This window comes from Leeuwenhoekiella obamensis, from assembly GCF_055391795.1.
On the sequence record NZ_AP029251.1, the window covers coordinates 319,010 to 345,000 of the forward strand.

Annotated in this window: 24 protein-coding genes and 1 rRNA gene (1 of these 25 cut by a window edge); 10 read left to right on the top strand and 15 right to left on the bottom strand. The window is 39.5% G+C overall.

Going from position 1 to position 25,991, the window contains the following annotated elements; translation table 11 throughout:
* Position 1 precedes the first annotated feature (1 nt).
* Both ACZ5L8_RS01505 and ACZ5L8_RS01510 read right to left on the bottom strand, forming a co-directional pair.
* The gene (locus tag ACZ5L8_RS01505) at positions 2–487 is read right to left on the bottom strand and encodes an ABC transporter ATPase (RefSeq protein WP_464439250.1); all 486 of its coding nucleotides are present in this window, start codon (positions 485–487) and stop codon (positions 2–4) included.
* A 152-nt stretch (positions 488–639) separates the two neighbouring features.
* A complete protein-coding gene (locus tag ACZ5L8_RS01510) occupies positions 640–1,995 on the bottom strand; it encodes an MATE family efflux transporter (protein ID WP_464440899.1) in 1,356 nt (451 codons plus the stop codon).
* A 113-nt stretch (positions 1,996–2,108) separates the two neighbouring features.
* Between ACZ5L8_RS01510 and ACZ5L8_RS01515 the strand changes: the two genes are divergently transcribed.
* The 4 genes from ACZ5L8_RS01515 to ACZ5L8_RS01530 all read left to right on the top strand — a co-directional run bounded on the left by ACZ5L8_RS01515 (position 2,109) and on the right by ACZ5L8_RS01530 (position 6,132).
* Positions 2,109–2,684: a M48 family metalloprotease gene (locus ACZ5L8_RS01515; protein WP_464439252.1), complete on the top strand. Its 576-nt coding sequence runs from the start codon at positions 2,109–2,111 to the stop codon at positions 2,682–2,684.
* A 58-nt stretch (positions 2,685–2,742) separates the two neighbouring features.
* Positions 2,743–3,846, top strand: coding sequence for an adenylate/guanylate cyclase domain-containing protein (locus ACZ5L8_RS01520; RefSeq protein ID WP_464439253.1), 1,104 nt, complete (start codon positions 2,743–2,745; stop codon positions 3,844–3,846).
* A 6-nt stretch (positions 3,847–3,852) separates the two neighbouring features.
* Complete coding sequence (locus ACZ5L8_RS01525; protein WP_464439254.1) at positions 3,853–4,614, top strand: DUF6090 family protein; 762 nt, start codon at positions 3,853–3,855, stop codon at positions 4,612–4,614.
* A gap of 144 nt (positions 4,615–4,758) precedes the next feature.
* Positions 4,759–6,132, top strand: a complete 1,374-nt coding sequence (locus tag ACZ5L8_RS01530) for a DUF5106 domain-containing protein (RefSeq protein ID WP_464439256.1) — start codon at positions 4,759–4,761, stop codon at positions 6,130–6,132.
* 75 nt (positions 6,133–6,207) lie between these two features.
* Here ACZ5L8_RS01530 and ACZ5L8_RS01535 read toward each other — a convergent pair whose 3' ends face one another.
* From ACZ5L8_RS01535 to ACZ5L8_RS01585, 11 genes are all read right to left on the bottom strand, one after another.
* Positions 6,208–7,068: an alpha/beta hydrolase gene (locus ACZ5L8_RS01535; protein WP_464439258.1), complete on the bottom strand. Its 861-nt coding sequence runs from the start codon at positions 7,066–7,068 to the stop codon at positions 6,208–6,210.
* A gap of 2 nt (positions 7,069–7,070) precedes the next feature.
* A complete protein-coding gene (locus ACZ5L8_RS01540) occupies positions 7,071–7,844 on the bottom strand; it encodes an aldose epimerase family protein (protein ID WP_464439259.1) in 774 nt (257 codons plus the stop codon).
* Positions 7,845–7,941: 97 nt separating this feature from the next.
* Entirely contained in the window at positions 7,942–8,910 is a 969-nt protein-coding gene (locus ACZ5L8_RS01545; RefSeq protein WP_464439260.1) for a Gfo/Idh/MocA family protein, read from the bottom strand.
* Complete coding sequence (locus tag ACZ5L8_RS01550; protein ID WP_464439261.1) at positions 8,897–10,621, bottom strand: sodium:solute symporter family protein; 1,725 nt, start codon at positions 10,619–10,621, stop codon at positions 8,897–8,899. The genes ACZ5L8_RS01545 and ACZ5L8_RS01550 overlap by 14 nt, the downstream gene beginning before the upstream one ends.
* Before the next feature lie 102 nt (positions 10,622–10,723).
* Positions 10,724–13,237 (bottom strand): PIG-L family deacetylase, encoded by a 2,514-nt coding sequence (locus tag ACZ5L8_RS01555; protein WP_464439263.1) that lies wholly within the window; start codon positions 13,235–13,237, stop codon positions 10,724–10,726.
* Between the two features lie 122 nt (positions 13,238–13,359).
* On the bottom strand, positions 13,360–13,947 hold the full coding sequence (locus ACZ5L8_RS01560) for a Maf family nucleotide pyrophosphatase (RefSeq protein WP_464439264.1): 588 nt from the start codon (positions 13,945–13,947) through the stop codon (positions 13,360–13,362).
* Positions 13,937–14,854, bottom strand: a complete 918-nt coding sequence (locus ACZ5L8_RS01565) for a geranylgeranylglycerol-phosphate geranylgeranyltransferase (protein WP_464439266.1) — start codon at positions 14,852–14,854, stop codon at positions 13,937–13,939. The genes ACZ5L8_RS01560 and ACZ5L8_RS01565 overlap by 11 nt, the downstream gene beginning before the upstream one ends.
* Positions 14,855–15,005: 151 nt before the next feature.
* A complete protein-coding gene (locus tag ACZ5L8_RS01570) occupies positions 15,006–15,743 on the bottom strand; it encodes a head GIN domain-containing protein (protein ID WP_462599213.1) in 738 nt (245 codons plus the stop codon).
* A 20-nt stretch (positions 15,744–15,763) separates the two neighbouring features.
* Positions 15,764–17,785, bottom strand: coding sequence for a PspC domain-containing protein (locus tag ACZ5L8_RS01575; RefSeq protein WP_464439267.1), 2,022 nt, complete (start codon positions 17,783–17,785; stop codon positions 15,764–15,766).
* Positions 17,778–18,122 (bottom strand): PadR family transcriptional regulator, encoded by a 345-nt coding sequence (locus ACZ5L8_RS01580; protein WP_462599211.1) that lies wholly within the window; start codon positions 18,120–18,122, stop codon positions 17,778–17,780. Before ACZ5L8_RS01580 ends, ACZ5L8_RS01575 begins: the two co-directional genes overlap by 8 nt.
* Positions 18,123–18,173: 51 nt before the next feature.
* Entirely contained in the window at positions 18,174–18,710 is a 537-nt protein-coding gene (locus ACZ5L8_RS01585) for a DUF4870 domain-containing protein (protein ID WP_464439268.1), read from the bottom strand.
* Positions 18,711–18,858: 148 nt separating this feature from the next.
* Here ACZ5L8_RS01585 and ACZ5L8_RS01590 point away from each other — a divergent pair, with 148 nt between their 5' ends.
* The 3 genes from ACZ5L8_RS01590 (at position 18,859) to ACZ5L8_RS01600 (ending at position 20,523) form a co-directional block, all read left to right on the top strand.
* Positions 18,859–19,314, top strand: a complete 456-nt coding sequence (locus ACZ5L8_RS01590) for a DUF4442 domain-containing protein (RefSeq protein ID WP_464439269.1) — start codon at positions 18,859–18,861, stop codon at positions 19,312–19,314.
* 69 nt (positions 19,315–19,383) lie between these two features.
* Positions 19,384–20,184 (top strand): TIGR00266 family protein, encoded by an 801-nt coding sequence (locus ACZ5L8_RS01595; protein WP_464439270.1) that lies wholly within the window; start codon positions 19,384–19,386, stop codon positions 20,182–20,184.
* 141 nt (positions 20,185–20,325) lie between these two features.
* Positions 20,326–20,523 (top strand): hypothetical protein, encoded by a 198-nt coding sequence (locus tag ACZ5L8_RS01600; RefSeq protein WP_462599207.1) that lies wholly within the window; start codon positions 20,326–20,328, stop codon positions 20,521–20,523.
* 45 nt (positions 20,524–20,568) lie between these two features.
* Here the strand turns inward: ACZ5L8_RS01600 and ACZ5L8_RS01605 are convergent, their stop codons facing one another.
* Entirely contained in the window at positions 20,569–21,510 is a 942-nt protein-coding gene (locus tag ACZ5L8_RS01605; RefSeq protein ID WP_462599206.1) for a LysR family transcriptional regulator, read from the bottom strand.
* Positions 21,511–21,768: 258 nt separating this feature from the next.
* Between ACZ5L8_RS01605 and ACZ5L8_RS01610 the strand changes: the two genes are divergently transcribed.
* A complete protein-coding gene (locus ACZ5L8_RS01610; protein ID WP_464439271.1) occupies positions 21,769–23,208 on the top strand; it encodes a glycoside hydrolase family 30 protein in 1,440 nt (479 codons plus the stop codon).
* A gap of 62 nt (positions 23,209–23,270) precedes the next feature.
* Here ACZ5L8_RS01610 and ACZ5L8_RS01615 read toward each other — a convergent pair whose 3' ends face one another.
* Entirely contained in the window at positions 23,271–23,678 is a 408-nt protein-coding gene (locus ACZ5L8_RS01615) for a DUF2141 domain-containing protein (RefSeq protein ID WP_464439273.1), read from the bottom strand.
* 218 nt (positions 23,679–23,896) lie between these two features.
* On the opposite strand from ACZ5L8_RS01615, the gene ACZ5L8_RS01620 reads away from it, so the two are divergent.
* On the top strand, positions 23,897–24,139 hold the full coding sequence (locus tag ACZ5L8_RS01620; protein ID WP_464439274.1) for a hypothetical protein: 243 nt from the start codon (positions 23,897–23,899) through the stop codon (positions 24,137–24,139).
* 407 nt (positions 24,140–24,546) lie between these two features.
* A 16S ribosomal RNA gene (locus tag ACZ5L8_RS01625) occupies positions 24,547–25,991 on the top strand; it runs 83 nt beyond the window's last position.

The window sequence follows — 25,991 nt, forward strand, 5'->3', positions numbered from 1 at the left end:
TTTATTTAAAGAAACGAGCATGCCAGCTTTCTATTGCAGGCACTTGCCAATGCTCTTCAAATTCTTCTTTTGTATTTACTAAATTGTTGAAAACTATAGTTTTCTTTCCTACCGCGCCATCTTTTGCCATTTTCTTAAAATCAAGTAATGGTTTGTAGTGCACGCGCTCGTTTTGAAAATAAGTAACGTTCATCTTGTCTAGAAGTTCAACGTTATATTTTTGTTCTAATTGTTGAATGAATCTCACTTGAGAATCAATACTACAACCGCTGGCAGCAGCCATTTCTTGATCTAGACCTATAATTATAAATCTTTGATGCTCAATAGTCACACCGGCATGCAGGCTAGAGCCATGTGCCGTCCATTGGGTTAAGAAAGTTTCGAGGTCTTCTTTGAGTTGAGGTTCCTCATTTTCTTCAAATTTTCTATCGGCTTGATATATCCAGATCCTGGCATCTCCAGGTAGTTCATTAAAGGGAATAAGCATTGTGCTAGTTTTAGCACAAATATACCGTAAAGCAGGTGAATATGAATAGGGTTAAACTCCTTTCAGGCTGTTAATAACTGCAAAAGTTTTGTAAAAATCTGGATGTAGATCTTTAAGATTTTTATCGAAAAGGTCGCTGCGGTTTTTTGGCTTTAAGCCAAATTAAAATTTGCGATCTGCTTTTTACTCAACTGATTGAAACGTATAAAAAGCAATAGGGCAGAAGTGGTCAACCCAGCAAAAAGACCCAGCCAAATTCCTTGGCTGCCCATGATATCTTCTTTGCCAAAATACCACGCCACAGGAAAACCAACAATCCAGTATGCGATGAAGCAAATCACCATCGGTACGGTAACATCTTGCAGTCCACGAAGCGAACCTAAGATCACCACCTGCAAACCATCACTAAGCTGAAAGATGGCTGCGATGATCAATAATTGTGAGGCGATATAAACTACCTCTGCATTGTCAATGTAAAATGCGGGAAGGATATTTTTTAAAGCGATAAAGCCCAATGCAAAAACGCCCATGATCAAGAATACTTGCAAGAAGAGCGAAAATGCAATGCGACGCAGGTTTGGAAAGTCTTTCATCCCTTTTTGATTACCTACGCGTATTGTGGCTGTAACGCCAAAACCTGTCGCAATCATAAACGTCATTGAAGCAAGATTAAGTGCGATCTGGTTTGCTGCTTGAGCGTTTGTACCCAGAATCCCTGAAAGGAAAATGCAACTAGTGAACAGCGCGACTTCAAAGAACATTTGTAAAGCCGTGGGGAAACCTAGTAGAAATAAACGTTTAAAGACAGACCATCTCAAATTCTTGAAATACTTGAATTCAAAATAAGGTTTGAATTTGGTTCTATTCTTTAAGATAAAGATCAACAGCAAAACCATAAAAATACGTGAGATCAGCGTTCCATAACCAGCGCCAACTAATCCCATTTCTGGGAAGCCTAATTTACCGTAGATCAATAAATAGTTGAAAAGTACATTTACCACATTTGCTGCAAGTGTTGCATACATCGCAAATCTCGTGTTAGATAAACCATCTGCAAATTGTTTAAATGCTTGGAATATCATTAACGGGATCAATGAAAATGCGATCACTTCCATATACGGGATGGCAAGTGCAACCACTTCTGGCGGTTGATCCATGTGATTGAGCAAGGGTTTAGCAAAAAGCAAAGCGACAAATAACATAATGCCATTAATGCCACACATAATGATACCGTGCTGGAAGTAATTTCGCCCCAGAGCGAGATCTTTAGCGCCATCTGTCTCTGCGATAAGCGGTGTGATCGCAAATGAAAAGCCAATACCTAACGACATGGCGATAAACACAAGACTGTTGCCCAAAGAAACCGCTGCAAGTGGCGCAGCGCCCAGTCTACCTACCATGATGTTATCTGCAAGCGCCACCATCACATGACCTAGTTGCCCCAGCATTATAGGAAATGCGAGATGAAGGTTTTTTTTGAATTCTCTTGTGTATGCAGTTATCGTCATGGCTCTTAAAAACAGGCGTGCAAAATTAGGCATTTTTTAGGCTTAACCTACCTTAACTTATTTTACCAGCATGTTAACATTGGCTTGGTTTTTTGTTTTTTATTTTGCTAGGCATGAATACTACCGACTTTAAAAATAAAGTAATACCAAAGTCTATTGAGAAAGAGGCGTTAAAAGCGCTGTCTTATTATCCAGAATTGAAGGATACATCCATCACATTTCAATTTAAGAAGGATATTAAGAAATCTACAATGCAAGCACAGCCTACGTGGTCTAGCTTTTTTAAGAATAAAAAAGATCGCGCTTACATTATCTTGATCAGTAAGAAAGTCAAAATTGATGATGAGACTTTTAAGATCACAAATATTCCTAGTGATGTGCTTATAGGTTGGCTGGGACATGAACTAGGTCATGTGGTTGATTATATGGAGCGCAGTAATCTAGGTATGCTTGTTTTTGGAGCTAAATATCTTTACAGCAAAGGGCATATTCAAGAAGTAGAACGAGCAGCAGATACTTATGCTGTGGCTCACGGCATGGGAGAATATATTTTAAAGACTAAAGATTTTATTCTTAACCATGCTAAGATCTCGCCGATATACAAAGCCCGAATTAAAAAATTATACCTCTCTCCAGAAGAGATCATGCAGCTTATAGAAGACCATAAAGTCGAAGAAGTAGGTCTTTAAATACTCAATTTTAAGTTTTTATAAAAAAATATACCTTTAGAGATTCAACTTAAGGTATATGATCAGCCCAAGGGCGAAGCGCAATTTTTATCAAATTCTACCATTCCCGGTTATTTGGCTAGTATTGGGAATGATCTTTATGTTTATAGAATTTGCTGCTACGCAAAATCAGCAAGAGATCGCAAAGTCTGCTATCAAGGTAGATATTTATGTTTTTACCTACGCGATGATAGCGGTAACGATTGTAGGATTTATTGTTGGTGCAATTGAGAATTTTCTTCTGCAAAAAGTCTTTTCGCGTAAGCCTTTAGTAAAAAAAATAATCTTCAAAACCCTATTGTATGCCGGGTTGATGGTCTTGATCATTGGCATCGCGTATCCTGTTGCGGCAAGTATAGAACAACAAATTTCACTTTTTGATAGTGCGATCTTAGAGCGAACAGAAGAATTTTTAGGAAGTCAGACGTTTTACAGCACCATGCTTCAAATGGCGGTGACGCTTTTTGCCTGTTTCTTCTATGTTGAGATTAGAGCACATGTAGGTCATGAGGTAATGCTCGATTTTTTTACCGGTAAATATCATGCGCCTATTCAAGAGAAACGGGTTTTTATGTTTCTGGATATGAAATCTTCAACAACCATCGCAGAACGTTTAGGACACAGCAAATACTTTGAGTTTTTAAAGCAATACTACGATGATATTTCTGAGGCGGTGATCAACAATTATGGCGAAGTCTATCAATATGTAGGTGATGAGCTTGTGCTTTCGTGGCCATTGAAGAAGAACTTTCAGGCGCGTTGTGTGCTAGATTGTTTTTATGAGATGAAGTACAGACTTCTGGAAAAGGCAGAATGGTATGAGAAAACCTTTGGCGAAAGCCCAACATTTAAAGCCGGCATACATTGCGGCTCTGTTACAGCGGGAGAGATAGGCAAAGTTAAGAAAGAAATTCTCTATACCGGCGATGTTCTTAACGCCACGGCTCGCATACAATCGCTTTGCAACAGTTATGCAGTAGACAATATTATAACGCAATCTTTTTATTCTCATTTGCATGAAAACAACTCTTACCAGATCACTGCGCTGGGAACGGTCGCTTTGCGCGGAAGAAAAAAAGAGGCAAAACTTTTTACAACCGCATTGAAGATCAATACAGAGTAAATTGTCATGAAAAGCATCTTTAAAAAAGCCCGAAAGAAATTTATAGCCAGTAATAAGATCAGTAAATATTTGCTTTATGCTGTAGGCGAAATTGTCTTGATCGTAATAGGTATTCTCATCGCTGTGGGAATTAATAATATTTCAGAAAATAGCGCGGCAAGTAAGCGAGAAGATTTTTACCTCGCCGGTTTAAAAACCGAATTCAAACTGAATAAAGCCAAGCTCGCTATTCTCATGGATGTGAATATGCAGAATTATGAGATGGCGAAAAAGCTTGTCAATTATATGCATGGCGATAGTATTCCTGGCGAAGAGGAGCTAGCAACGTTGATGTACAAATCTTTTGCGAATGAGACCTATTTTAACCCTACAAATTCTATGTTGCGAGAATTGCTCAACTCTGGCAATCTCAAAGACATCAATAATTCTGAGTTGAGAATGCATCTCACCGCTTGGGAAAGTCATGTGCTTAGCGTGCAGCGACAAGAAGAAACCCTTTCGCAAGAGCGACAAAATACCATTGAAGCTTTTAGAAATGCAAATGGCAGCATTCGCACGGTACTAGATCTTACAAGTATTAGCGAGAACGCTTTGCTCATCCCCACACTTCAAGAACATGATAGTAATGCGGCGGTTTTGAGTTCGCGTGAGTTTGAGAATGCGCTGCTACTTTTTATCCTTACCGGTATCACAACTTCGGCAGAGCATTATTTGCCTTTAAGCGAAGAGATAGATGCAATTCTAGAACTTCTGGAAGAGGAGAGTTGATAAGGTTTTTGTCTTTTGGCTGCAGCCAAAAAATAAAGATCATCACTGCTGTGATCATAATTATGAAGTTTATCTGTGCGGAGCGGTAATGCCTGTTTTATTTTGTTTAATTTTCACGCTTTAATTAAAAAATTCAAACAACGAATGTCTAGATTTTTATTGATCGCACTGGCTGTATTTTGCATGATCTCATGTGGTGAGGATTCAGCTGAAGGTGCTAATGTTCATTTTAAGATTAATGGTGCTGCAAACGATAGTTTGATGATAGGATATTATCTGGGAGATAAGCAGTACTTTATAGGTGATAAAGGCGATAATACGGTAATTCATCTTGATGATAAAGGTGAGGCAACGTATACAAACGACAGTTTAAAGAAAGGTTTGTATATGGTGGTTTTTCCTCCTAATAATGAATATGGAGAGTTTATTTATGACGGTGAAGATCTTAATGTAACTGCAGATAGATCTGATCTTATGTTTACCATGACGGCAAAAAATTCTCTTTCTAACGAGTTGAAGTATGATAACATGCAGATCGTTAAAAAGATGAGCGATGCGCGCCAAAATGCTGGTCAAGCAGAAGGTACTGCAGATGTTGATGCTATTAATGCAGAGTATGCAACGTTTGTAGATAAAATGATCGCAGAGCACCCTGATAATCTTTTTGTGAGAATGATGAGCATGAGCAAAGAGCCTGAAGTTCCTGCAGCGATAGAAGATAATAAGGAGGCGGCGTATTATTATTTTAAGGATCATTATTTAGACAATGTGCCTTTTGATCAAGAGTGGGTTATTCGCACACCTTTATATCAGCGTACGATAGATACGTATTTACAGCGATTGACTTTTCCGGCGGTAGATTCTTTAAAGGTTGCTGCAGATGAGGTTATCGAGAAATCTAAGGCCAACGAGGAAGTTTACAAATACACGCTTGTAAATCTTTTTAATCAATTTGCTTCTAGCAAAAGAATGGGTTACGACGGTGTGTATGTTCACCTTGCGAACAAATATTATCTAAGCGGCGATGCGCCATGGGCAGATCAAGAAAACCTTGACAGAATTAAAGCAAATGTTGAGCAATTAAAGACGAGTCTTGTAGGTATGCCGGCTCAAGATTTTAATGTGATAGAGTCTACTGGTAAAGAATATTCACTGTACGATGTAGATTCAAAATACACAGTGGTTTTCTTTATGGATCCAGATTGCGATCACTGTCAGCAGGCGGCAGATGATTTTAAGAAAACACGCGAGCAATTACCAGAAACTGTTACCATTCTTGGCGTAGCGTTCAACACAAAGATGGATAAGCTTCAACTTGTAAAAAAAGAGCGTGATTACTTCTGGAAGATGACCATCCCAGAAAGTGAAGAACTTGCAGATAAACTGGGCGCACAATATAATATTACAACTTTTCCGCAGATCTATATTTTAGATGCAGACAAGAAGATTGTTGCAAAACAGGTGATGCCGTCACAAATACCAGCGGTGTTGCAAAATGTAGAGCTACAACAGCAATAAGTTCTTTTCGCTTAAAGCGAAATAAAAACACACGATATAAAAAATGCGCTTTTCTCAAAGCGCATTTTTTTGTTCTTAATATTGATGAAAAGCATCAGACACAAACTTGAGCACTTCGGGGAGTGATTCTCTCCAATACGTCCAGTTATGCGCACCTTCTCTCACGCGATACTCATGCGGGATTTTGTTTTTACGCATGGCCATGTGCAATAAACTATTGCCTTCATAAAGGAAGTCATCATCGCCGCAATCTATATACCAGCGAATGGAAGAAAGCTCTTTTGCATCCATACTTTTAGCAAGTTCTACGGCATTGTGTTTTTCAAAATACGGTTTGATGTCAGCCTCTTTATATTTTGTTTCAGATCTATCTAGACGTTCTTTAAGCTGATCGTGTGTAAGCGGACCAACGTAAGCACTTAGCGGGCACACCGAAGAAAACAACTCAGGATGATGCATTGCGTACATTAAAGTGCCGCCACCACCCATAGATAAACCAGCGATCGCTCTAAAACGGCGCTCCTTCTTTACCCGATATTTATTCTCTATAAAAGGCATAAACTCCTCAAAGAAAAAATCCTCATAATTCCATGACTCATCAATGGTATTAAAATATCCACGCACTTTAGTATCTGCATCAGGCATCACAATGATCATAGGCGTGGCCGTGCCATCTTTTATCGCATCGTCTGTAATGCGTAAAACTTCACCAAATTGCACCCAACCCGTCTGATCATCGCCAGCGCCGTGCAACAAATACAAAACAGGATAACTACGTCCAGAAGTCTCATAGTCTGGCGGAAGATACACCGCATATTTACGATCCATTTTAAGGATCTTACTAGGGAGCGAAAGTTCGTCAAACACTTTACCGCGCTGCGCAAATAATGCAGTTGAGCAATAGATCAAGGCAAGCGTAAAAATTAGTTTTTTCATTTTTAAAGTGGCTTTAAGGTTAAGCTGTATGTGTTTTGGCTTTCGCCAAAAGTTCTAAAACCTTCATTAAGGTTCAGTTGATTTACAGCGTATGGATAGAATGTAATGGGTTCAATACAGATCATGTTTGGCGTAGGGCTCCAAAGCATAAAATCACCAAAACCCTCTGAAGTGATTTCTATTTTTTTAGAATCTTGTAAGATTACTGAAGAGCAATTTGCAACGTGATACGCTCTATCTCCCACAGCCATAACATCGGCTAGCGTGATCGTTTTGCCGTTTGCGGTTATGGTAACATCGTCAGTTTCTAGATTAAAAGCAGGATGATAGCCTAGCATATATGGCATTTCATCTGCGGCATAGATCTTAAAATAGATTTTAAGATTATCATCACTAAGCTCAAAGTGCTTTTCTACTTTAAAATCATACGGCCAGTGAAGCCATTCTTCAGTAGATTTTTTGGGGAATTTTGAGTTTTTGACTTTAGTGTTTGCGGTGTAGCTTTTCTCGTAAACAGCAGTTGTTTCTGTTTTCGCTTTTAAAGAATACGTTAGTTCTCTATATAAACCATGCTGATCCATCACAGCTTCTCCACGCGGAGTTTTTACTTTAAAATCTGCATTTGCCGTTGGCCCGATGATTGGGAACATTTCGGTGTCGCTGCTTCCCCAACCGGGAGTTCCCTTTTGATGGATGTATTGTTTATCTTCTTTTGTAAACCCAACGAGTTCGCCAGCATCAATGGTTACCGTCAGGTCTTTATGTTTTAATTGCATGGTTTTATTTTAGTTCTATAGCTTAAAGTTAAATAAAAAAGCCGCTGATTTGATGATAAAACAGCGGCGTAGTTCTTTTCGCGAAAGCGAATATATTTTAATAATGCAGGTCGATCTTTTCTCTCACAGTATCTAGCGTTTTGATAATAAGTCGGCTGAGGTCGTGCGTCATAAGATCGCTCTCGGTCTTGCCGTTTCTTATGCAATCTGCAGCGTGCGCGATCTCATAATTATAACCGCGTGCGCCGTGCGAAAAATCATGATCTACTTTAATGCCGTCTAGCACCGTCGTGACTGTGTCGCTGTGGTGAAATCGTGTGGGAACGTAGATCATTCCGTTTTCTAAAATGATGGTCGCAACCGTGGGAGATTGTTGTGTGACACCGCCGTTGAGGTGGGCTTTTGCTCCATCAGGATATGTGAAAGTCATTTCGGTAAACTCGTCTACACCGGTTTTTCCTATTTTGGCTTTCGCCAAAATTTCGCTGGGTTCACCCATAAGCGCAAGTGCAAAAAACACCGGATAGATCCCAACATCTAGAAGCGCGCCGCCGCCCAGGGCTTTATTAAAAAGTCTGCCATCTGGATCAAAAGGAGCAGGGAAGCAGAAATCTGCAGTGATGCTTTGGATCTTTCCGTATTTGCCAGATTTGATCTCTTCTTCTATAAAAAGGAAAAAGGGCATCATGCGTGTCCATAATGCTTCCATGAGAAATTTGTTATTCTTTTTCGCGGAAGCGATCATCTGCTCAACTTGCTGAGCGTTCATGGCAAATGGTTTCTCACAAAGCACGTGTTTGCCATTTTCTAGGCAAAGTATGGTGTCTTCGCAATGACGTACGTGCGGTGTGGCGATGTAAATAATATCTACATCAGGGTCTTGAGCAAGCGCTTCATAAGAGCCGTATGCCTTGTGGCCATTAAATTCTTTGATAAAATCTGTGGCGCTTTCTAGCGAGCGCGAGCCTGCCGCATAAACCTGTGAGTTGCTCACAGTAAGAACATCTGTGGCAAATTTGTGCGCGATCTTGCCGGTGCCTAGTATTCCCCAGTTAATTGTTTTCAAGACTAAGTTGTTTTTCAGGATTTCGCGGAAGCGTGCTTTGAATAATTAATGCGATCACAAAAACACAACCGCAGCCTACCATATTAAGCCATAAATAAGGTAGTGAGATCAGGTCAAATTTATCTAGTGTGAATAACGAGATCACGATTATTTCGCTGAGAATGGCTGCTGTGAAAACGGCTTTTCCGCCCACTTTTTTTACAAAGAATGCACAGATAAATATTCCCAATATTGTACCGTAAAATAAACTACCGATAATGTTCACTAACTGTATAAGATTGTCAAAAAGATTTGCTGTACATGCAATGAGCACGGCGAGAATTCCCCAGCTTAGTGTAAACCATTTTGAAGCGCCTACATAATGAGGATCGTCTTTGTCTGGTTCTATACTTCTTTTGTAAATATCAATGGTTGTTGTCGTGGCAAGTGCGTTAAGTTCTGAGGCGGTAGAAGACATGGCAGCAGATAAGATCACAGCGAGTAAAAGACCTATAAAACCACGCGGCAGATTATGCAGAATGAAGTGAATAAAGACATAATCTTTGTCATTAGTTTCTACATGTTTATCTACCTGAGCGATCAATGTACGTGCTTGTTCGCGAATGGTTTCTTCCTCGTTTTGTATTCTGTCTAATCCTTGGCGTAAGGCCTTTTGCTTTTCGGGGTTGTCTGCGGCATTTGCATAAGCAAAACTAAGATCAGATTTATCACTACGTAGTTCGTCAAGTTTTCCCTGCAAGGCATAGAAATCTGGCTCGTAAGGAGAACCTATAACAGCTTCTTCGGCTGCAGGATTAAAGTTTACTGGTGTGGGATTAAATTGATAAAAAACAAAAACCATTACACCCACAAGCAAGATGAAAAACTGCATAGGTACTTTAAGCAGACCGTTAAAGATCATACCTAGCTGCATTTCGCGCATGCTACGACCTGTAAGGTAACGTTGCACCTGACTTTGATCTGTACCAAAATATGCCAGCATTAAGAAAGTTCCACCTAGTAATCCGCTCCAGATGGTATAGCGATTCTCAAAATCAAAAGAGAAATCAAGCACATCTAGTTTGCCACTCGCTCCAGCGATGTTAAGCGCTTTATTAAATGAAATATCATCTGGAAGTCTAAAAAGGATCAATAAAAAAGCAACAAACATCCCAAGAAAAATGATCGTCATTTGTTGCTTTTGCGTTACAGTTACCGCTTTTGTACCACCGGAAACAGTGTATATCACCACTAATAATCCTATGATTATATTAAGTGTGTTAAGATCCCAACCTAAAACTGCAGATAGAATTATACTGGGCGCAAAAATGGTGATCCCGGCAGAAAGGCCACGCTGAAGCAAAAACAAGATTGCCGCAAGCGATCTAGTTTTTATTCCAAATCTACTTTCGAGATATTCGTATGCCGTATAAACGTTGAGTTTGTGGTAAAGCGGTATAAAGAATATACAGATCAAAACCATCGCGATAGGAAGTCCAAAATAAAATTGAACAAATCCCATTCCGCTATTAAAAGCCTGTCCTGGCGTAGATAAAAAAGTAATTGCACTGGCTTGCGTTGCCATAACAGATAAACCTACCGTCCACCATTTTGCTTCATTACCACCACGCAAATAATCCTGAACATTGCGACGACCACGGGTTTTGTAAGTTCCGTAGATCACAATAAAAGCAAGAGTGACACTAAGTATGATCCAGTCTATCTGCTGCATATTAATAGGCCTTCATCAGTATATAAAACAGGATGATATAAATAGCATTTGCTACAAGAAGCAAGGTGTACCACCACTGCCATTTATCTCCAAAGATCTTTTTCATCCTTTAATTTTTTCGTCGTTTTTACCCACAGAGAGCATGTTCGCAAATAATCTAAATGCTCCAGGAACACCAGCAGGTAACTCTCTAAAGAAACTTAAACCTGTGTAAATATAGTGACCCTCGCCATATTTTGTGATCAATAAACTTCCATTACTATTGGGTTCTTTATCGTCATGCATAGAAAATACAGGTGTGTAATGCTCATCCCACTGATTAGGAAAATACAATCCGCGTTCTTGCACCCAGCCATCAAAGTCTTCCTTTGTGATCTTGTTTGGCGCGTTAAGTAACTCATTATTTGGGTCTAAAATTTTCACTTCAGCATCCTCACGTGTAACCCTGTCGCTGCTCAATGATAAAGGATACGGACCAATATCATCATAATCAAAACCGCGAGCAGTATTATACTGCACGATCATCGTGCCGCCATCTTTAACATAATCCATTAAAGCAGGCTGTTTGTATTTTAATTCTTGGCTCACATTATACGCTCTAATTCCCACAACTACCGCGTCAAATTGTTTCAGCAATTCTGGTGTGACATCTGCGGGCGAGATCTTTGCAACTTGATAACCTATCTGTTCAAGGCCCTGCGGTACAACGTCGCCAGCACCTTCTATGTAGCCTATGTAATTTCCTTTTTTCTCGATGTTTAATCGCACCACTTTGGCTTTCGCCGAAAGGCTTAACGTTAATAACGGGATATGCTCATAATCTATTTTCTGAACCTTAAGATCGTAATCTTTACCATCTATGGTAGCGATGGGTTCAATGGTTCCTTGATCTTGTTTTGCAGGCGGAGTAACATCAAAAATCACCGTTTGAGATTCACCTTTTTGAGCGATGATGATGTCTTGCTGCCCAGGCGAAACTTCCCAACCTTGTGATGTTTTTAGCTTAACGGTTGTACTAAGATTTTCTTTGTAAGCCGTTACTTTTACTCCGATTTTTTTTGATGACGCTTCCGCGAAAATGATTACCGGCTCATCAATCGCCACCGAAACTGGTGGTACGATCTCAAAAGGTTCAAAAACTTCACCAGCTACGCGATCATTGTATTTGTAAGTAATAGTTCTAGTTACAGGGATTTTGGTGCCGTTGAAGTCTAGATTGAAGCGTGCCTGGATCGCTCTAGGAGTTTCAGGTTTGCCTATTAATTCTTGATCATCTACTTTGTACATGCCCAGGCTTCCTTCTTCTTTTAACCAATATGGTGTAGTCAATTCGGCATTGCCTGTGTTAAAATTAGCATTTGTATTAAAGCGAGAATTATCGGCTAGGGTAGTGCTAGCAGCGATCTTTTCGCCGGAAGGCAAAACAGTTATATCATCTAGTTTAATTGAGAAATCACTGCGATTGATCGCTTCAATTCTAAGGGTTACGTCTTCGTTCTTTGTGGCGGTTTGTCTATCTGTAACCGCTTCAAGATAAAGACCAGCGCAAGCAACAATCACTTCTTTGATCTGCTTTTCTTTAAGCGTTCGCCAATGTTTATCTGACAGATTCTGGATGAGATTATAGGCTTTTATCAACTCTGGCAAACTTGCCGCAGGATCGTTATGATCATATTTTTTTTGAACTGCGTAAAGAATATCGCCTATGGCTTTGCCACCTTCTACACGACCCCAGGAAGTGTCAATACCGGCGAAAATATTATTATTAGTGGTCTCATCACCATTAATGAGTTCAAGAAATTCTTGCTGACTGCCGCGAGATCCGGTGTTGCCCATTCCCTGAGACTTGTGCTCACTGCGACTTAACGACGAGATTTCATTATTGCTCAGACCAGCGCTGGGGTAGTAAACGCCAAGGTCGAGTTTTACAAGATCTTTGTCTTGCATCGCTTTTTCAAAAGCGTCTCTGCTTCTGTAAAACCAGCTTGAAGTGTTTAAAAATTGACGTTTAGGTTGCCAAATTTCGGTGTATTTTAATTGCTCTGGATACATTTTAGGATCACCCACAAGATCAAAAGCTTCATAACTTAATATCGCCGAAGATGTATGGTGACCGTGCGTTGATCCTGGCGTACGATGATCAAAACGATTTATGATCACATCTGGTTTAAAATTGCGAATCGCCCACACAACATCACCCAGCACTTCTTCTTTATCCCAAATTTCTAAGGTCTCGTCTGGATGTTTTGAAAACCCAAAATCATTAGCACGCGAAAAACGCTGTTCGCCACCATCAATATCGCGAGCGGCAAGCAACTCTTCTGTGCGAATCACGCCAAGCAATTCTCTAATTTCTGGACCTATCAAATTCTGGCCACCGTCACCACGCGTCAATGATAAATATCCCGTGCGTGCGTGCACCTCATTTGCCAGATAAGAGATCATCGTGGTGTTCTCATCATCAGGATGCGCAGCGATATACAGCGCAGTACCCAGAAAATTGAGGTCTTCGATCTTTTCATAGATCTGTGAAGCATTTAATTTTTCAGGTTGTTGAGCCCATAAAGTTGTGTTGAAACAGAGTAAAAATAGAAGTAAAAGGGATTTGATTTTCATGGATTATGGCGACTTATACTTTCAAAGATAAACATTTAGTTTCTGCAATAATTGTTGTGCTGTTGCTAAAGTTTTATAGTGGTAAAGTGTGTTGTTTTGGCTACAGCCAAAAAAGAAAAATTCTAATCTAAAAGCTCCTCTAGCATAGCGTAGAGCAAGTGCGTAGGTAAGCCCACGACAGAGTTGTAAGCGCCATCGATCTTAGTGATGCCAATGTGGCCAATCCACTCCTGAATGCCATAACCACCAGCTTTGTCAAACGGTTGAAAATGCTCAACATAATAGTTGATCTCTGCACCTCGCAACTCCTTAAATGTAACCGAAACCACATCGCTTTTCACCATTATTTTATCAGCAGTAAAAAGACAGATCGCAGTAATAACTTCGTGTTTCTTCTCGCTAAGGTGCTTGATCATTTTAAAAGCTTCTTTAGCATCTGCAGGTTTTGCCATTGCTATACCATCGCACCAAACCACGGTGTCAGAAGTTATCACGATCTCATCTTTTGCGATATCGTTAAGGTAAACTTCGGCTTTAAGCTTAGCGATATGTTCTGCTATTTCTTTGCCGTTCAGTCCGTCAGGGAAGGTTTCATCTACGGGTTTTGGCTTAACAGTAAACGGGATATTCATTGCATTAAGCAACTCTTTTCTTCTGGGAGATTGCGATGCAAGAATGATCTTTTTACCGGCTAATTTATCAAGCAGCATATTTAATCGTTAGCGTGAGTACGCCCAAAGATAGAACACCGGCAAGCATTACACACTTTATCACTATTGAAAGCTTTGTGAATTCTTTTTTAGTTTCGGCGGTCCAGGCTTTTGTAGCAAAAAATAATAATGGGAAACAAACTCCAAGAAGCAGATAGATCACAAAAAATAAATTACCATAAAGAAACTCATAAATGTACGCGATAAGCACAGCGATATAAACAAGTGCTAAAACTGAAGTGATCACAGATGTACGTGTACGTCCTAGAAGAATAGGAAGACTTTTTATTCCGCCATTTTTGTCACCTTTAATATCTTCAATGCTTTTTACGATCTCTCGCAAAAGATTGAGCAAGAAAGCGAAAATCGCATAATCTCTCAAAACCGATAATGGTGTAGCTAGCACATTATAATAAACGGCATACACGGGAACAAGATCAAAAAGAATGACAACAAAAATGGTCGCAGCTACAAGAACACTTACCACGATATGGCCTACAAGTAAAATACGTTTTAAAAAAGAAGCGTAGCTATAAAGCAGAGCTGAGATCAAAACAAAGCTCAACGCAAAACCAGGTTTGTTGATGAGATTTGCTAATAAAAACCCTAAACCAACACCTATAATATTAAGGAGCAAATAAAGATTGTAAGCCGTCTTTTCCGAAAAGTTTTTTGTGATATAAAGTTTCTTCGGCTTGTTGATCTTGTCTATCTCAACGTCGTTAATATCATTAATAATGTATCCCGCTGCCGCAATAAAAACACTGGCCAGAATTAAAATTATGAGTTGGAGGTCATTCAGTGTGTGCGGGAGTTTTAACTGAATTATAAAACCATAATGTATAATAACCTGCGTGATCGCGATCATCAACAGGTTTTTGTATCTAATAAGATTGAGAAAGGCCAATATTGCTACAGATAATTATTTTGCCAAATATAACAAAAGCCGCAAATGCGGCTTTTATTTTTTAATCGGTCAATTATAAGTGTGATCAAGTTTTTATGGCTTTCGCCGAAAGGCAAACCGAAAAGGCATTGCTCAATACTAAAATTTCACTCTAATCGCGGCTTTTTACATTACCTGAAACACTCTTAGGAATATCTCTCTTTTTAGGATTTCCCCAGTATTCTATATCGCCGCCGCTTGAAGCATTTGCGGTGATAGAATTGCCAGCCCAAGTTTCTATAGATCCGCCGCTAGAAGCATCTGCATCTACATCTTCTGCTTTAAGTTCGCGAGCATCAATATCTGCGCCGCTACTTACATCAAGGCTTACTGTTTCTGCGCCACCGCTTACGGTAATGCCGGCACCGCTACTTGCTTCTAAAGATATTTTTCTAACCATTGCTTTAGCTTCAACTTCAGCACCGCTAGAAACATCTATTTTAAGATTTTCACCTTCTAGTGTGTCTTCTGCATAAACATCTGCACCACTACTGGCAGAGATATTTTTAAGATCATCTACATACGTAACATAGATCTTTTTAGAAGTTGCGCGGCCTACATTCTCATGATCTAGCGTTTTAATGTAAAGTGTGTTACCACGAACTTCAACTTCAAGAAGTTCTAGAAGATTTTCATCAGTCTCTGCGGTAACTTCTACTTGAGAACCTTGAGACAAATACACATCCCAACCGCTACTTGCGTCAACGGTGGTAAATGCTTCGTCTATCATAAGATCCTTTTCTACAACATTGCCGTTGCCATCTACTTGACCCCATGAAACATTAAAGTTGCATGAAGTAAACAGTAAACCTACTGCTGATGCTACAAGAAATTTGATTAGAGTTGTCATTTTGATTGATTTATTGATTATTATTTTCTCTTAAGTACAATGTCTTTGCCGGTTAAAGTAAGTTCGCCAGCAGACATCTCCTTATTAAGTGCGGTAATCATATAGTTAGATTTCGTTCTGTCGTATTCTAAATACAGGTCTGGTCCAGAAAAAGATTCCATCGCTGGGAATGACTTAAGCGCTATCGCCGAAGGTTTTGTGTCCCATTTACCGTCTATTTTATCACCGTTATCAAAGGTAATAGACATTGTTCCATCTTTTCTAAAATCTATTTCTTTGATCTCATCACTTCCTGTTTGCGTCCATGCACCAGGCAGATACTCCATAACATCATCACTTATAGTTGCCGCAGTAGTATCTACATCTGTACCTATAGCCGTACCATCTTGTCTTTTTAGACTTGCGTCAAAATCATACTCACCATCTTCATCAGAGTACTTCCATTCACTGGTAGAAGTTCTTCTGTTAGATTCTGGGCAATAGTCACAATGCAACTCGCCATCACGCATGATCAGTAGATTTTCTTCTGAACCACTCCAAAGCAGATCTCCACTGATCGAAGAATTTAAATGATAATGGCTGGTGTTGTCATCTACTATAAGTTTAGCTCCTTCTGGCAAATAGATCGCATAATTGATTTCTTGATCTTTAAACTGCATGTCTAAAGGCAATAAGAAATAATTGAAAAGCTTTAACTCGTTACCATTAATTAAAGACCAGTTTGCTGCAATTTGTGAAGCATTTTCTTCTGCATCGTCATAAGTTGTGCCACGAGCACTTCTTATAATTTCTAGATGTGCCTTGTCATCTTCAGATTCTAAGATTCTGAATCTTACATGACCTACAAGAAGTGCTTTGTTATTGTCTTTGTCTTTTACAATGCTCATGTCTTTATAGTAGTTACTTCTTCCTGTTCTGTAACCTACCATCTCGATTCTCAAAGTATCGTCTTCAGTGAGATTGATCTCTCTTTTTTCAAAGGTTTCACCTTCTACGGTATAAGTGGTAGCTTGTCTTATAGCAAGTACGCCAAGAGCGATTAGAGAAATAAACCACAATCCTACCAAGATTAATTTCGCCGTAAGGCTCATACTTTTAAGATTATTAACGAGGATCTTAAGACCTAGGTAGAAGATTGCAAAAAATGGAATTCCTACTGCTAATAGCGTTAAAAGTGAGATTAACCAAAGCGGCGCTCCTGTGGTATTGAATACTGTAACATAATCATTGAAACCGCCGTCAAGCACTCCTAATGTTCCGGCTGTAAAAAGTCCGATAAAAAGACCAATCACACTAGAGGCTCCAATTAATATCAATAGAATACCGAATAGTTTCACAAAGACTCTAACGATGAACATTAAGATCTTGCCTAGTGTGGCGAAAAAACCTGTAGCTCCGCGTTTTGCTTTGTTACCATATTTCTCGTAGTCTACGCTTTTTACACTGTCGGCAACATTTTCAAATCCCTCTTTTACTTTACGCTGAATATTGTCGATGTTCACCGGCTTTCCCCGCATTTCTAGTTTTTCGCTAGTGGTTTTTGCTTCTGGGATAAAGATCCAGAACACTACATAAAATAGTATGAATATCCCACTTGTTAAGAAAGTAAGAAGGATAACCAGAATACGAACCCAGATCGCGTCTATACCCATATAATGGCCAAGACCAGAACATACACCGCCCACGTAAGAGACGTCACGATCACGATACAGTTTTTTTGCGCTGCTTTGTGATTTATAGTGTGTTTTAGGTTGCGGTTCATCTTCAAAGATCTCTTCGTCTACTTGGTAATCTTCGGGTTGTCCCATTACCGCGATGACTTCGTCTACTTCTTTAAGGCCTATAACCTGTCTTTCGTTTTGCACCTTTTCGCTGAAAAGCTCTGCAATACGCGCTTCTATATCTTGTATGATCTCATCGCGTCCCTGAGCATCAGTAAATGATCGCTTTATCGCGGCAAGATAGCGCTGAAGCTTCATGTAGGCGTTTTCATCTATATGAAAAAATAAGCCTGCAAGATTTATATTAACTGTCTTATTCATTTGTGTTGCTTTTTTGAGAGGTTACCGTGTTTACGGCCATTTTTAATTCTTCCCAGGTGCCGGTGAGTTCGTTAAGAAAGAGTTTTCCGGTATCGGTAAGTCCATAATATTTTCTAGGTGGACCGCTAGTAGATTCTTCCCAGCGGTAGCTAAGAAGCCCAGCATTTTTAAGTCTTGTTAGAAGTGGGTAGATCGTACCCTCAACCACAAGGAGCTTAGCTTCTTTAAGAGTCTCTAGAATTTCTGCTACATAGGCATCATTATCTTTAAGAATGCTGAGTATGCAGTACTCTAGAACCCCTTTGCGCATCTGCGCCTTTGTGTTTTCAATCTTCATGGATTCTCATTTTAATTCGATTAAACTGTTCGTTTTTTGATTGTTTCCTCATTATTGAGGTGTGTTGAATGGTCCCTCTGAATTATCGGTTGATGAGGCCGACGCAGATTCAGTTTGATTGACGATTGGTTTGATAAATGAAATACAAATAGGGTATTTGTAATACCTGCCATTGTTAGCATTTATCGAGGCAGAAATTACAGCGATTATACCGATAACGAATAGTGCGATTAATACTATCCCGGTGATAATAGCCGTAACGACTAGCCCAGTAACTTCACCCACAGAGATTATTTCTTCCCAGTTATCAATAGTTCCATATAGCGTATCATCTGCAATTGCTAATGCCTGTAAAAGAATAATAGGCACGGCAATAAGAATGATAATAATGCTATACAGAAATAAGCTTAACTGAAAATTAATAGCCCTGCGGCCGTGATCATCAACAAACGCTGAATCTTTTTTCTGAGCCATCCATAGGATCATTGGCGCTATAAAGTTGCCAAACGGAATAAAGATTTGTGAAAAGGTTGACAAGTGTATAAACATTGCCAAAGTTTTCTGGTGATTTGTGATGCTAGTTTCCATTACTTATTAATTTCTTATGCAAATATATGTCTAAAAAAAGGTAGTTTGCAAAACATAGTACCTAAAATTAACTTTTTATTAACTTTTGAGTTTAACTCAAAATATAGAACTCAAACTGTATCTTTGAGGAGAAACATACCCTTTTATTATGGCACTTACTCCTTCAAAAATAAATACGTTTATGATGCTTAAGCTCCCATCTGCCTGGCTTTGCGGGGTGCGCATCAAAGAGATCAATGATGGTTTTTGCGTGGTTAACGTTAAGCACAAATGGATCAATCAAAATCCATTTAAGTCAATGTTATGGGCGGTGCAAGGTATGGCTGCAGAGATGAGCACAGGAGCATTAGTAATGAGCGAAGTGCAAAGATCAGGTAAGAAGATATCTATGCTGGTGGCGCAAAATAATGCGGTTTTCACCAAAAAGGCCACTGGGAAGATCACTTTTATCTGTAAAGATGGAGCGCTTATACGAGAGACAATTAATAGAGCTATTGAAACAGGAGAAGGGCAAACTTGCTGGATGAAAGCTGTGGGTGCAAATAAAGATGGAGTAGAGGTAAGCACGTTTCAATTTCAATGGACGGTAAAATTGAAGTCCTAAACCTGTAACAATATCAAGTATTGTTATACGTATTAATAGAACATTCATCAATCAAAACAAAAAATACAAATGACTGCACACGAAATAGACTACAAGATTTTTGGCGAAGAAATGCAATATGTTGAGGTGGAACTAGACCCGCAAGAAGGCGTAATTGCAGAGCCAGGAACATTTATGACCATGGAAGATGGTATAAAGATGGAAACCATTTTTGGCGACGGTTCACAAAATGATTCCACATTTATGGGGAAGATCTTTGGTGCAGGAAAAAGATTATTGACCGGCGAACGTCTTTTTATGACTGTTTTCTACAATCAGATCATGGGGAAGAAGAAGGTAACCTTTGCTTCGCCATATCCAGGAAAAATCATTCCTCTGGATCTTACATTAAGTGGTGGGAAATTTATTTGTCAGAAGGATGCTTTTCTTTGCGCGGCAAAAGGAGTTTCAATAGGTATTGAGTTTTCTAGAAGATTGGGTCGAGGACTCTTTGGAGGCGAAGGTTTTATCATGCAAAAACTAGAGGGCGACGGTATGGCTTTTGTTCATGCCGGCGGAACCATGATGAAAAAAGAATTACTGCCTGGTGAACGTCTTAAGGTTGATACAGGTTGTATCGTAGGTTTTGACCATACCGTAGATTATGATATAGAATTTGTCGGCGGTATTAAGAATACGATTTTTGGTGGTGAAGGAGTTTTCTTTGCTACGCTTACTGGTCCAGGTACTGTGTATATACAATCGTTACCTTTTAGCCGTCTGGCAAATAGAGTTATCGCTGCAGCGCCAAAGATGGGCGGACACGATAAAGGAGAAGGTAGTATCCTAGGAGGTTTAGGTAATTTACTAGATGGGGATAACCGTTTTTAATTGCATATTTTTTGTTAAAAAACCGGTTTAGTTCGTAAAATCTTTAACAGTTTTAGTATATTTAAAGTATAAATTATGAATTCTGCTTATTGATTGTACAACTACTTAATTACTAACAATAACCCTAATCACAATCCAAATATGGCAAGAGCGATGTTTGAGTACACAAAAACGATCCTTGATAAGGTGAGTTTTGATTATGTACTTTTTTGCAGGGAATTAAAGAAAGCTGTAAAGCGTCTTTTACCTTTTGAAATCGAAGAGTTAAAAGAATATATTCTTTCCCTGAGCGAAACTAATCCAGAACTGGAAAAATCATTGATCTATTTAACGAAGTAAAATACTAATTATTAAAAAGCCTCCTAATCAGAGGCTTTTTTAATTTTATGATTTAGCTATAGGGCTTATGATCTTTACATTTTGAAAAGCGATCGCACCTTTTACTACACCAGAAATTGTAGCTCTTAAGACTTCAATGATCTGCATTTTTAATTCGCTTTTATGATACAATAAACTTACTTCTCTCGCAGGAACTGGCTCTTTAAAAGAATGCAATGATTCTCTTGCTTTAGCGCTAAATTCTAATGTGTGTAAATAGGGAAGAAGAGTCATTCCTAAACCTTCATTAGCTAGTTTTATCATGGTTTCAAAACTTCCACTTTCTAAAGAGAAAGTCTCATCATCATAATTTCTATTTGCTTTACAAAGATTAATAACGCCATCTCTAAAGCAGTGGCCGTCTTCTAACAATAACATGTCGCCAAGATCAAGATCTGTAACATCTATTTTTTCTTGACCACGCAAGCGATGATTCTCTGGTATATACGCCATAAATGGCTCGTAATAGAGAGGGCGCTCTTTAATATTTTCATGTTTTAAAGGCGTAGCGGCGATGGCAGCATCAAGATGTCCTTCTTGTAAACGTTCTAAAATTGTTTCAGTGGGTAGTTCCTCTATGCTAAGTTTTACTTTAGGATATTTGTTAATGAAGTTTCTCAAAAACATAGGGAGCAATGTGGGCATTACCGTTGGGATAACACCTAGTTTAAATTCTCCCCCTATGTACCCCTTTTGTTGGTCAACGATATCTGCAATTCTGTTTGCTTCGTTAACTATATTTCTCGCTTGGTTAACGATTTTCTTGCCTATGTCTGTAAGCTCAATGGGCTTTTTACTGCGATCAAAAATCTGCACGTCAAGCTCATCTTCTAACTTCTGGATTTGCATACTCAGTGTAGGTTGAGTAACAAAAGTCTTTTGAGCAGCTTTCGTGAAATTCTGGTTTTCAGCAACCGCAAGAACATATTTTAATTGAGTAATAGTCATAGGGAAATTTTAGTAAAGTAAAATTATTAAAACTATCAGGAAAACTTATTAAAATAGATATAAAACAAAAGTGTTATCTATTAAGATTGTTTTAAGGTGTTTGTTTTCAGTGATATGAAATCAATTTTGCTTCAGTTAAACTGTATGTTTTGCAATTTTTTACTTGTCCTTAATATATATACTATTTTTCACTGTATATTAACATTGTAGAACAACATGATATTTCTACCATTTTATCAAGCGTAATTTTCAAATTTTATGAGTCGGTTGCATTCGGGTTTTAGCACATCAAAATTGCTAGGGATTTTCATTGGGATTCTTTTTGGCGCAAGCCTAATTACAAGTTGCGGTAAAGAAAAATCGAATCAAAAAATCGCCACGGGATATCTTACAACCTACGACGGTGAAGCAAAACTTAAGAAAGAAACCATTTTTGCGACAGACACTGCGATCGCAAATTTGCCAGTTATAGCGATAGATCCAGAAACTACTTTTCAAGAAATGGATGGTTTTGGTTACACGCTTACCGGCGGTAGCGCGATGCATTTGCATAAGATGAGTGCTCCGGCGAGGGCAAATATTTTGCAAGAACTCTTTGGTAACGGTGAGAACGATCTTGGCATAAGTTATCTTAGGGTGAGCATTGGTGCTTCAGATCTTGATGAAGCTCCATTTTCTTATGATGATTTGCCTTTCGGCGAAAAGGATCCAGAGCTTAACCATTTTTCTCTAGCACATGACACGCTAGATGTTGTGCCGATGCTTCAAGAAATTTTAAAAATAAATCCAGGTATTAAGATTTTGGGTTCGCCATGGTCGCCGCCCGTGTGGATGAAAGATAATGGAGATACACGCGGAGGAAGTTTGTTGCCAGAATATCACCAAGCGTATGCAGATTATTTTGTGAAATATATCAAAGCAATGCAGCAAAACGGAATCACAATTGATGCGATTACCATTCAAAATGAACCGCTGCATCCAGGCAACAATCCCAGTTTACTCATGCTAGCAGATCAGCAAGCTACTTTTATTAAAGAAAATCTGGGACCAACGTTCAAAAAAGAGGGAATCAAGACAAAGATCATTTTGTATGATCATAATGCAGACAGACCAGATTATCCCATAAGTATACTTGATGATATAGATGCAGCGCAGTATGTTGATGGTAGTGCTTTTCATTTATATGGTGGTAAAATTGAAAATTTAAGCCAAGTGCATAATGCCCATCCCGAAAAGAATCTCTATTTCACAGAGCAATGGGTGGGAGCGCCAGCAAATTTTGAGCAAGAATTAGATTGGCATATTGAGAATTTGATCATCGGCGCTACGCGCAATTGGTGCAAAACAGTTTTAGAATGGAATCTTGCTGCCGATGAGAACCAAGATCCACATACAGATAGAGGAGGGTGCGACCGTTGTTTGGGCGCAATTACCATTACAGGAGATAAAGTTGAAAGAAATCCGGCGTATTATACAATCGGTCAAGCTTCAAAATTTGTAAAACCAGGTTCGCATAGAATTCAATCAACCGAAATTTCTTCCATCGCTAACGTCGCTTTTAAAACTCCGGAAGGAAATATTGTGCTTATCGCACAAAACAAAAGTGAGGAAGAAGAATATTTCAAGTTGCAATTAAATGATGCAGATCATATTTTGAGCATTCCACCACGAGCAGTTATGACCTTTGTTTTTGATTAATGCAATGCACTAAAATAAAAAAGACCTCTATTAGAGGTCTTTTTTATTAGTCGGTATGCGTTTTAAAGTCTAATTTCTATCACAAGCGGTTCATCTTTCACCGTGAATTTTGTCGACTCCCAAGTAGGAGGACCCATTAAATACTCATTATTTGACATTCCGTAAGGCTCTTTAGGCATTCCGTTCAATTCAAAATCCATTCTCTCATTCTCATTTTTGTCTTGGAAGCACAAAATAGCATACACGCCCGGCTCAATATTCTCAAAGGTCACCACCGTTTTACCGTCTTTGATAATTCCGGTAGCACTCGCATCAGGCTTTTTCATAAAAGAACCCTTTGTATACAGGGCAAAATGCATCTTTCCAACATCAGAAGTTGCATTGTTTACAGCAACAGTGATCGTAGAATTCTCCTGACCATAAATTAAGGATCCCAGCATAAGAACAACAGCATAAATAATAGTTTTCATGATTTTTTGTTTTGTTTATGCTGCTAAAGTATAGGGAATCAGTGTGCTATGGTAATTTCAATTACCCAGTTGTAATATTATAAGGATGAATTGTAGCATTCTCCTTTTGGGCGTTACCCCGCTTTGGGCGGGGTCAGGCTCTCGCTACTCGCTATGCGCTTAGGCGCATGAGCTCAAACATGCGCTCCATCCTTAACGCAAATTGCAGTTCATTTTTCATGATTCTAGAAATCCTGAAGTTATTTAGAGACTTTTTAAAATTTATTTCAGTGTATAAAATGCTGGTAATAAGAGAGTCAAAAAATAATTTCAAAAAACTTCAAAAAATGTGTGGAAGTAAAGAAAAAAGGAGTGTATTTTTGCGCTCCCAAAACGGTAAAAACGTTGCGGGGCAGTTCTTAGAAATAAAGGTTAAAATGAGGTTAAAAAAACTTTTGCAATTAGCTTGCAGATTTCAATAAACGTCGTACCTTTGCCTTCCGGCTTAAAAATAAACGAGACGGGCGTTCATTAAAATAGTAGCAAAAGAGACTTAAAAAAAATATCAAATTAAATTTGTTTGATGTTTAAAAAAGTTCTTACATTTGCACCCGCTTTCAGAGAGAGGTTCTGAGGGTAGGTTCTTTTAAAAAAAAAAGAGTTAGTCTGGTGACAAGAGATAAGGTTCGATTCCTTACTAACTACCAAAGAGACGAAAATTGATTTTCGTTGTTCATTGACATATTGAATTGACAGCGCGTATTATTTCTAAATATAGAGATAGTATTTGAAACAAAAGACTAGAATTAATCATTATGAGCATTTTGGGAATCCTTAGATTTTCAAACCTTGACAAGACCTTGATTCGTTGAATATTATATAAGATACTACGATGAAGAGTTTGATCCTGGCTCAGGATGAACGCTAGCGGCAGGCCTAACACATGCAAGTCGAACGGTAACAGGAATTAGCTTGCTAATTTGCTGACGAGTGGCGCACGGGTGCGTAACGCGTATGCAATCTGCCTTGTACTGGAGTATAGCCCAGGGAAACTTGGATTAATCCTCCATAGTGTAATTGAGTGGCATCACTTAATTATTAAAGGTTACGGTACAAGATGAGCATGCGTCCCATTAGCTAGTTGGTATGGTAACGGCATACCAAGGCAACGATGGGTAGGGGTCCTGAGAGGGAGATCCCCCACACTGGTACTGAGACACGGACCAGACTCCTACGGGAGGCAGCAGTGAGGAATATTGGACAATGGTCGAAAGACTGATCCAGCCATGCCGCGTGCAGGAAGACTGCCCTATGGGTTGTAAACTGCTTTTTTACGGGAAGAATAAGGATCACGTGTGATCTGATGACGGTACCGTAGGAATAAGCACCGGCTAACTCCGTGCCAGCAGCCGCGGTAATACGGAGGGTGCAAGCGTTATCCGGAATCATTGGGTTTAAAGGGTCCGTAGGTGGATTAATAAGTCAGTGGTGAAAGTCTTCCGCTCAACGGGAGAACTGCCATTGATACTGTTAATCTTGAATTGTTATGAAGTAGCTAGAATATGTGGTGTAGCGGTGAAATGCATAGATATCACATAGAATACCGATTGCGAAGGCAGGCTACTAATAATATATTGACACTGATGGACGAAAGCGTGGGGAGCGAACGGGATTAGATACCCCGGTAGTCCACGCCGTAAACGATGGTTACTAGCTGTCCGGCCCAATTGAGGGCTGGGTGGCCAAGCGAAAGTGATAAGTAACCCACCTGGGGAGTACGTTCGCAAGAATGAAACTCAAAGGAATTGACGGGGGCCCGCACAAGCGGTGGAGCATGTGGTTTAATTCGATGATACGCGAGGAACCTTACCAGGGCTTAAATGCAGTCTGACAGATCTAGAAATAGGTTTTTCTTCGGACAGATTGCAAGGTGCTGCATGGTTGTCGTCAGCTCGTGCCGTGAGGTGTCAGGTTAAGTCCTATAACGAGCGCAACCCCTGTGGTTAGTTGCCAGCGAGTCAAGTCGGGAACTCTAGCCAGACTGCCGGTGCAAACCGTGAGGAAGGTGGGGATGACGTCAAATCATCACGGCCCTTACGTCCTGGGCCACACACGTGCTACAATGGCCGGTACAGAGGGCAGCCACACCGCAAGGTGGAGCGAATCCTAAAAACCGGTCTCAGTTCGGATTGGGGTCTGCAACTCGACCCCATGAAGCTGGAATCGCTAGTAATCGGATATCAGCCATGATCCGGTGAATACGTTCCCGGGCCTTGTACACACCGCCCGTCAAGCCATGGAAGCTGGGGGTACCTGAAGTCCGTCACCGTAAGG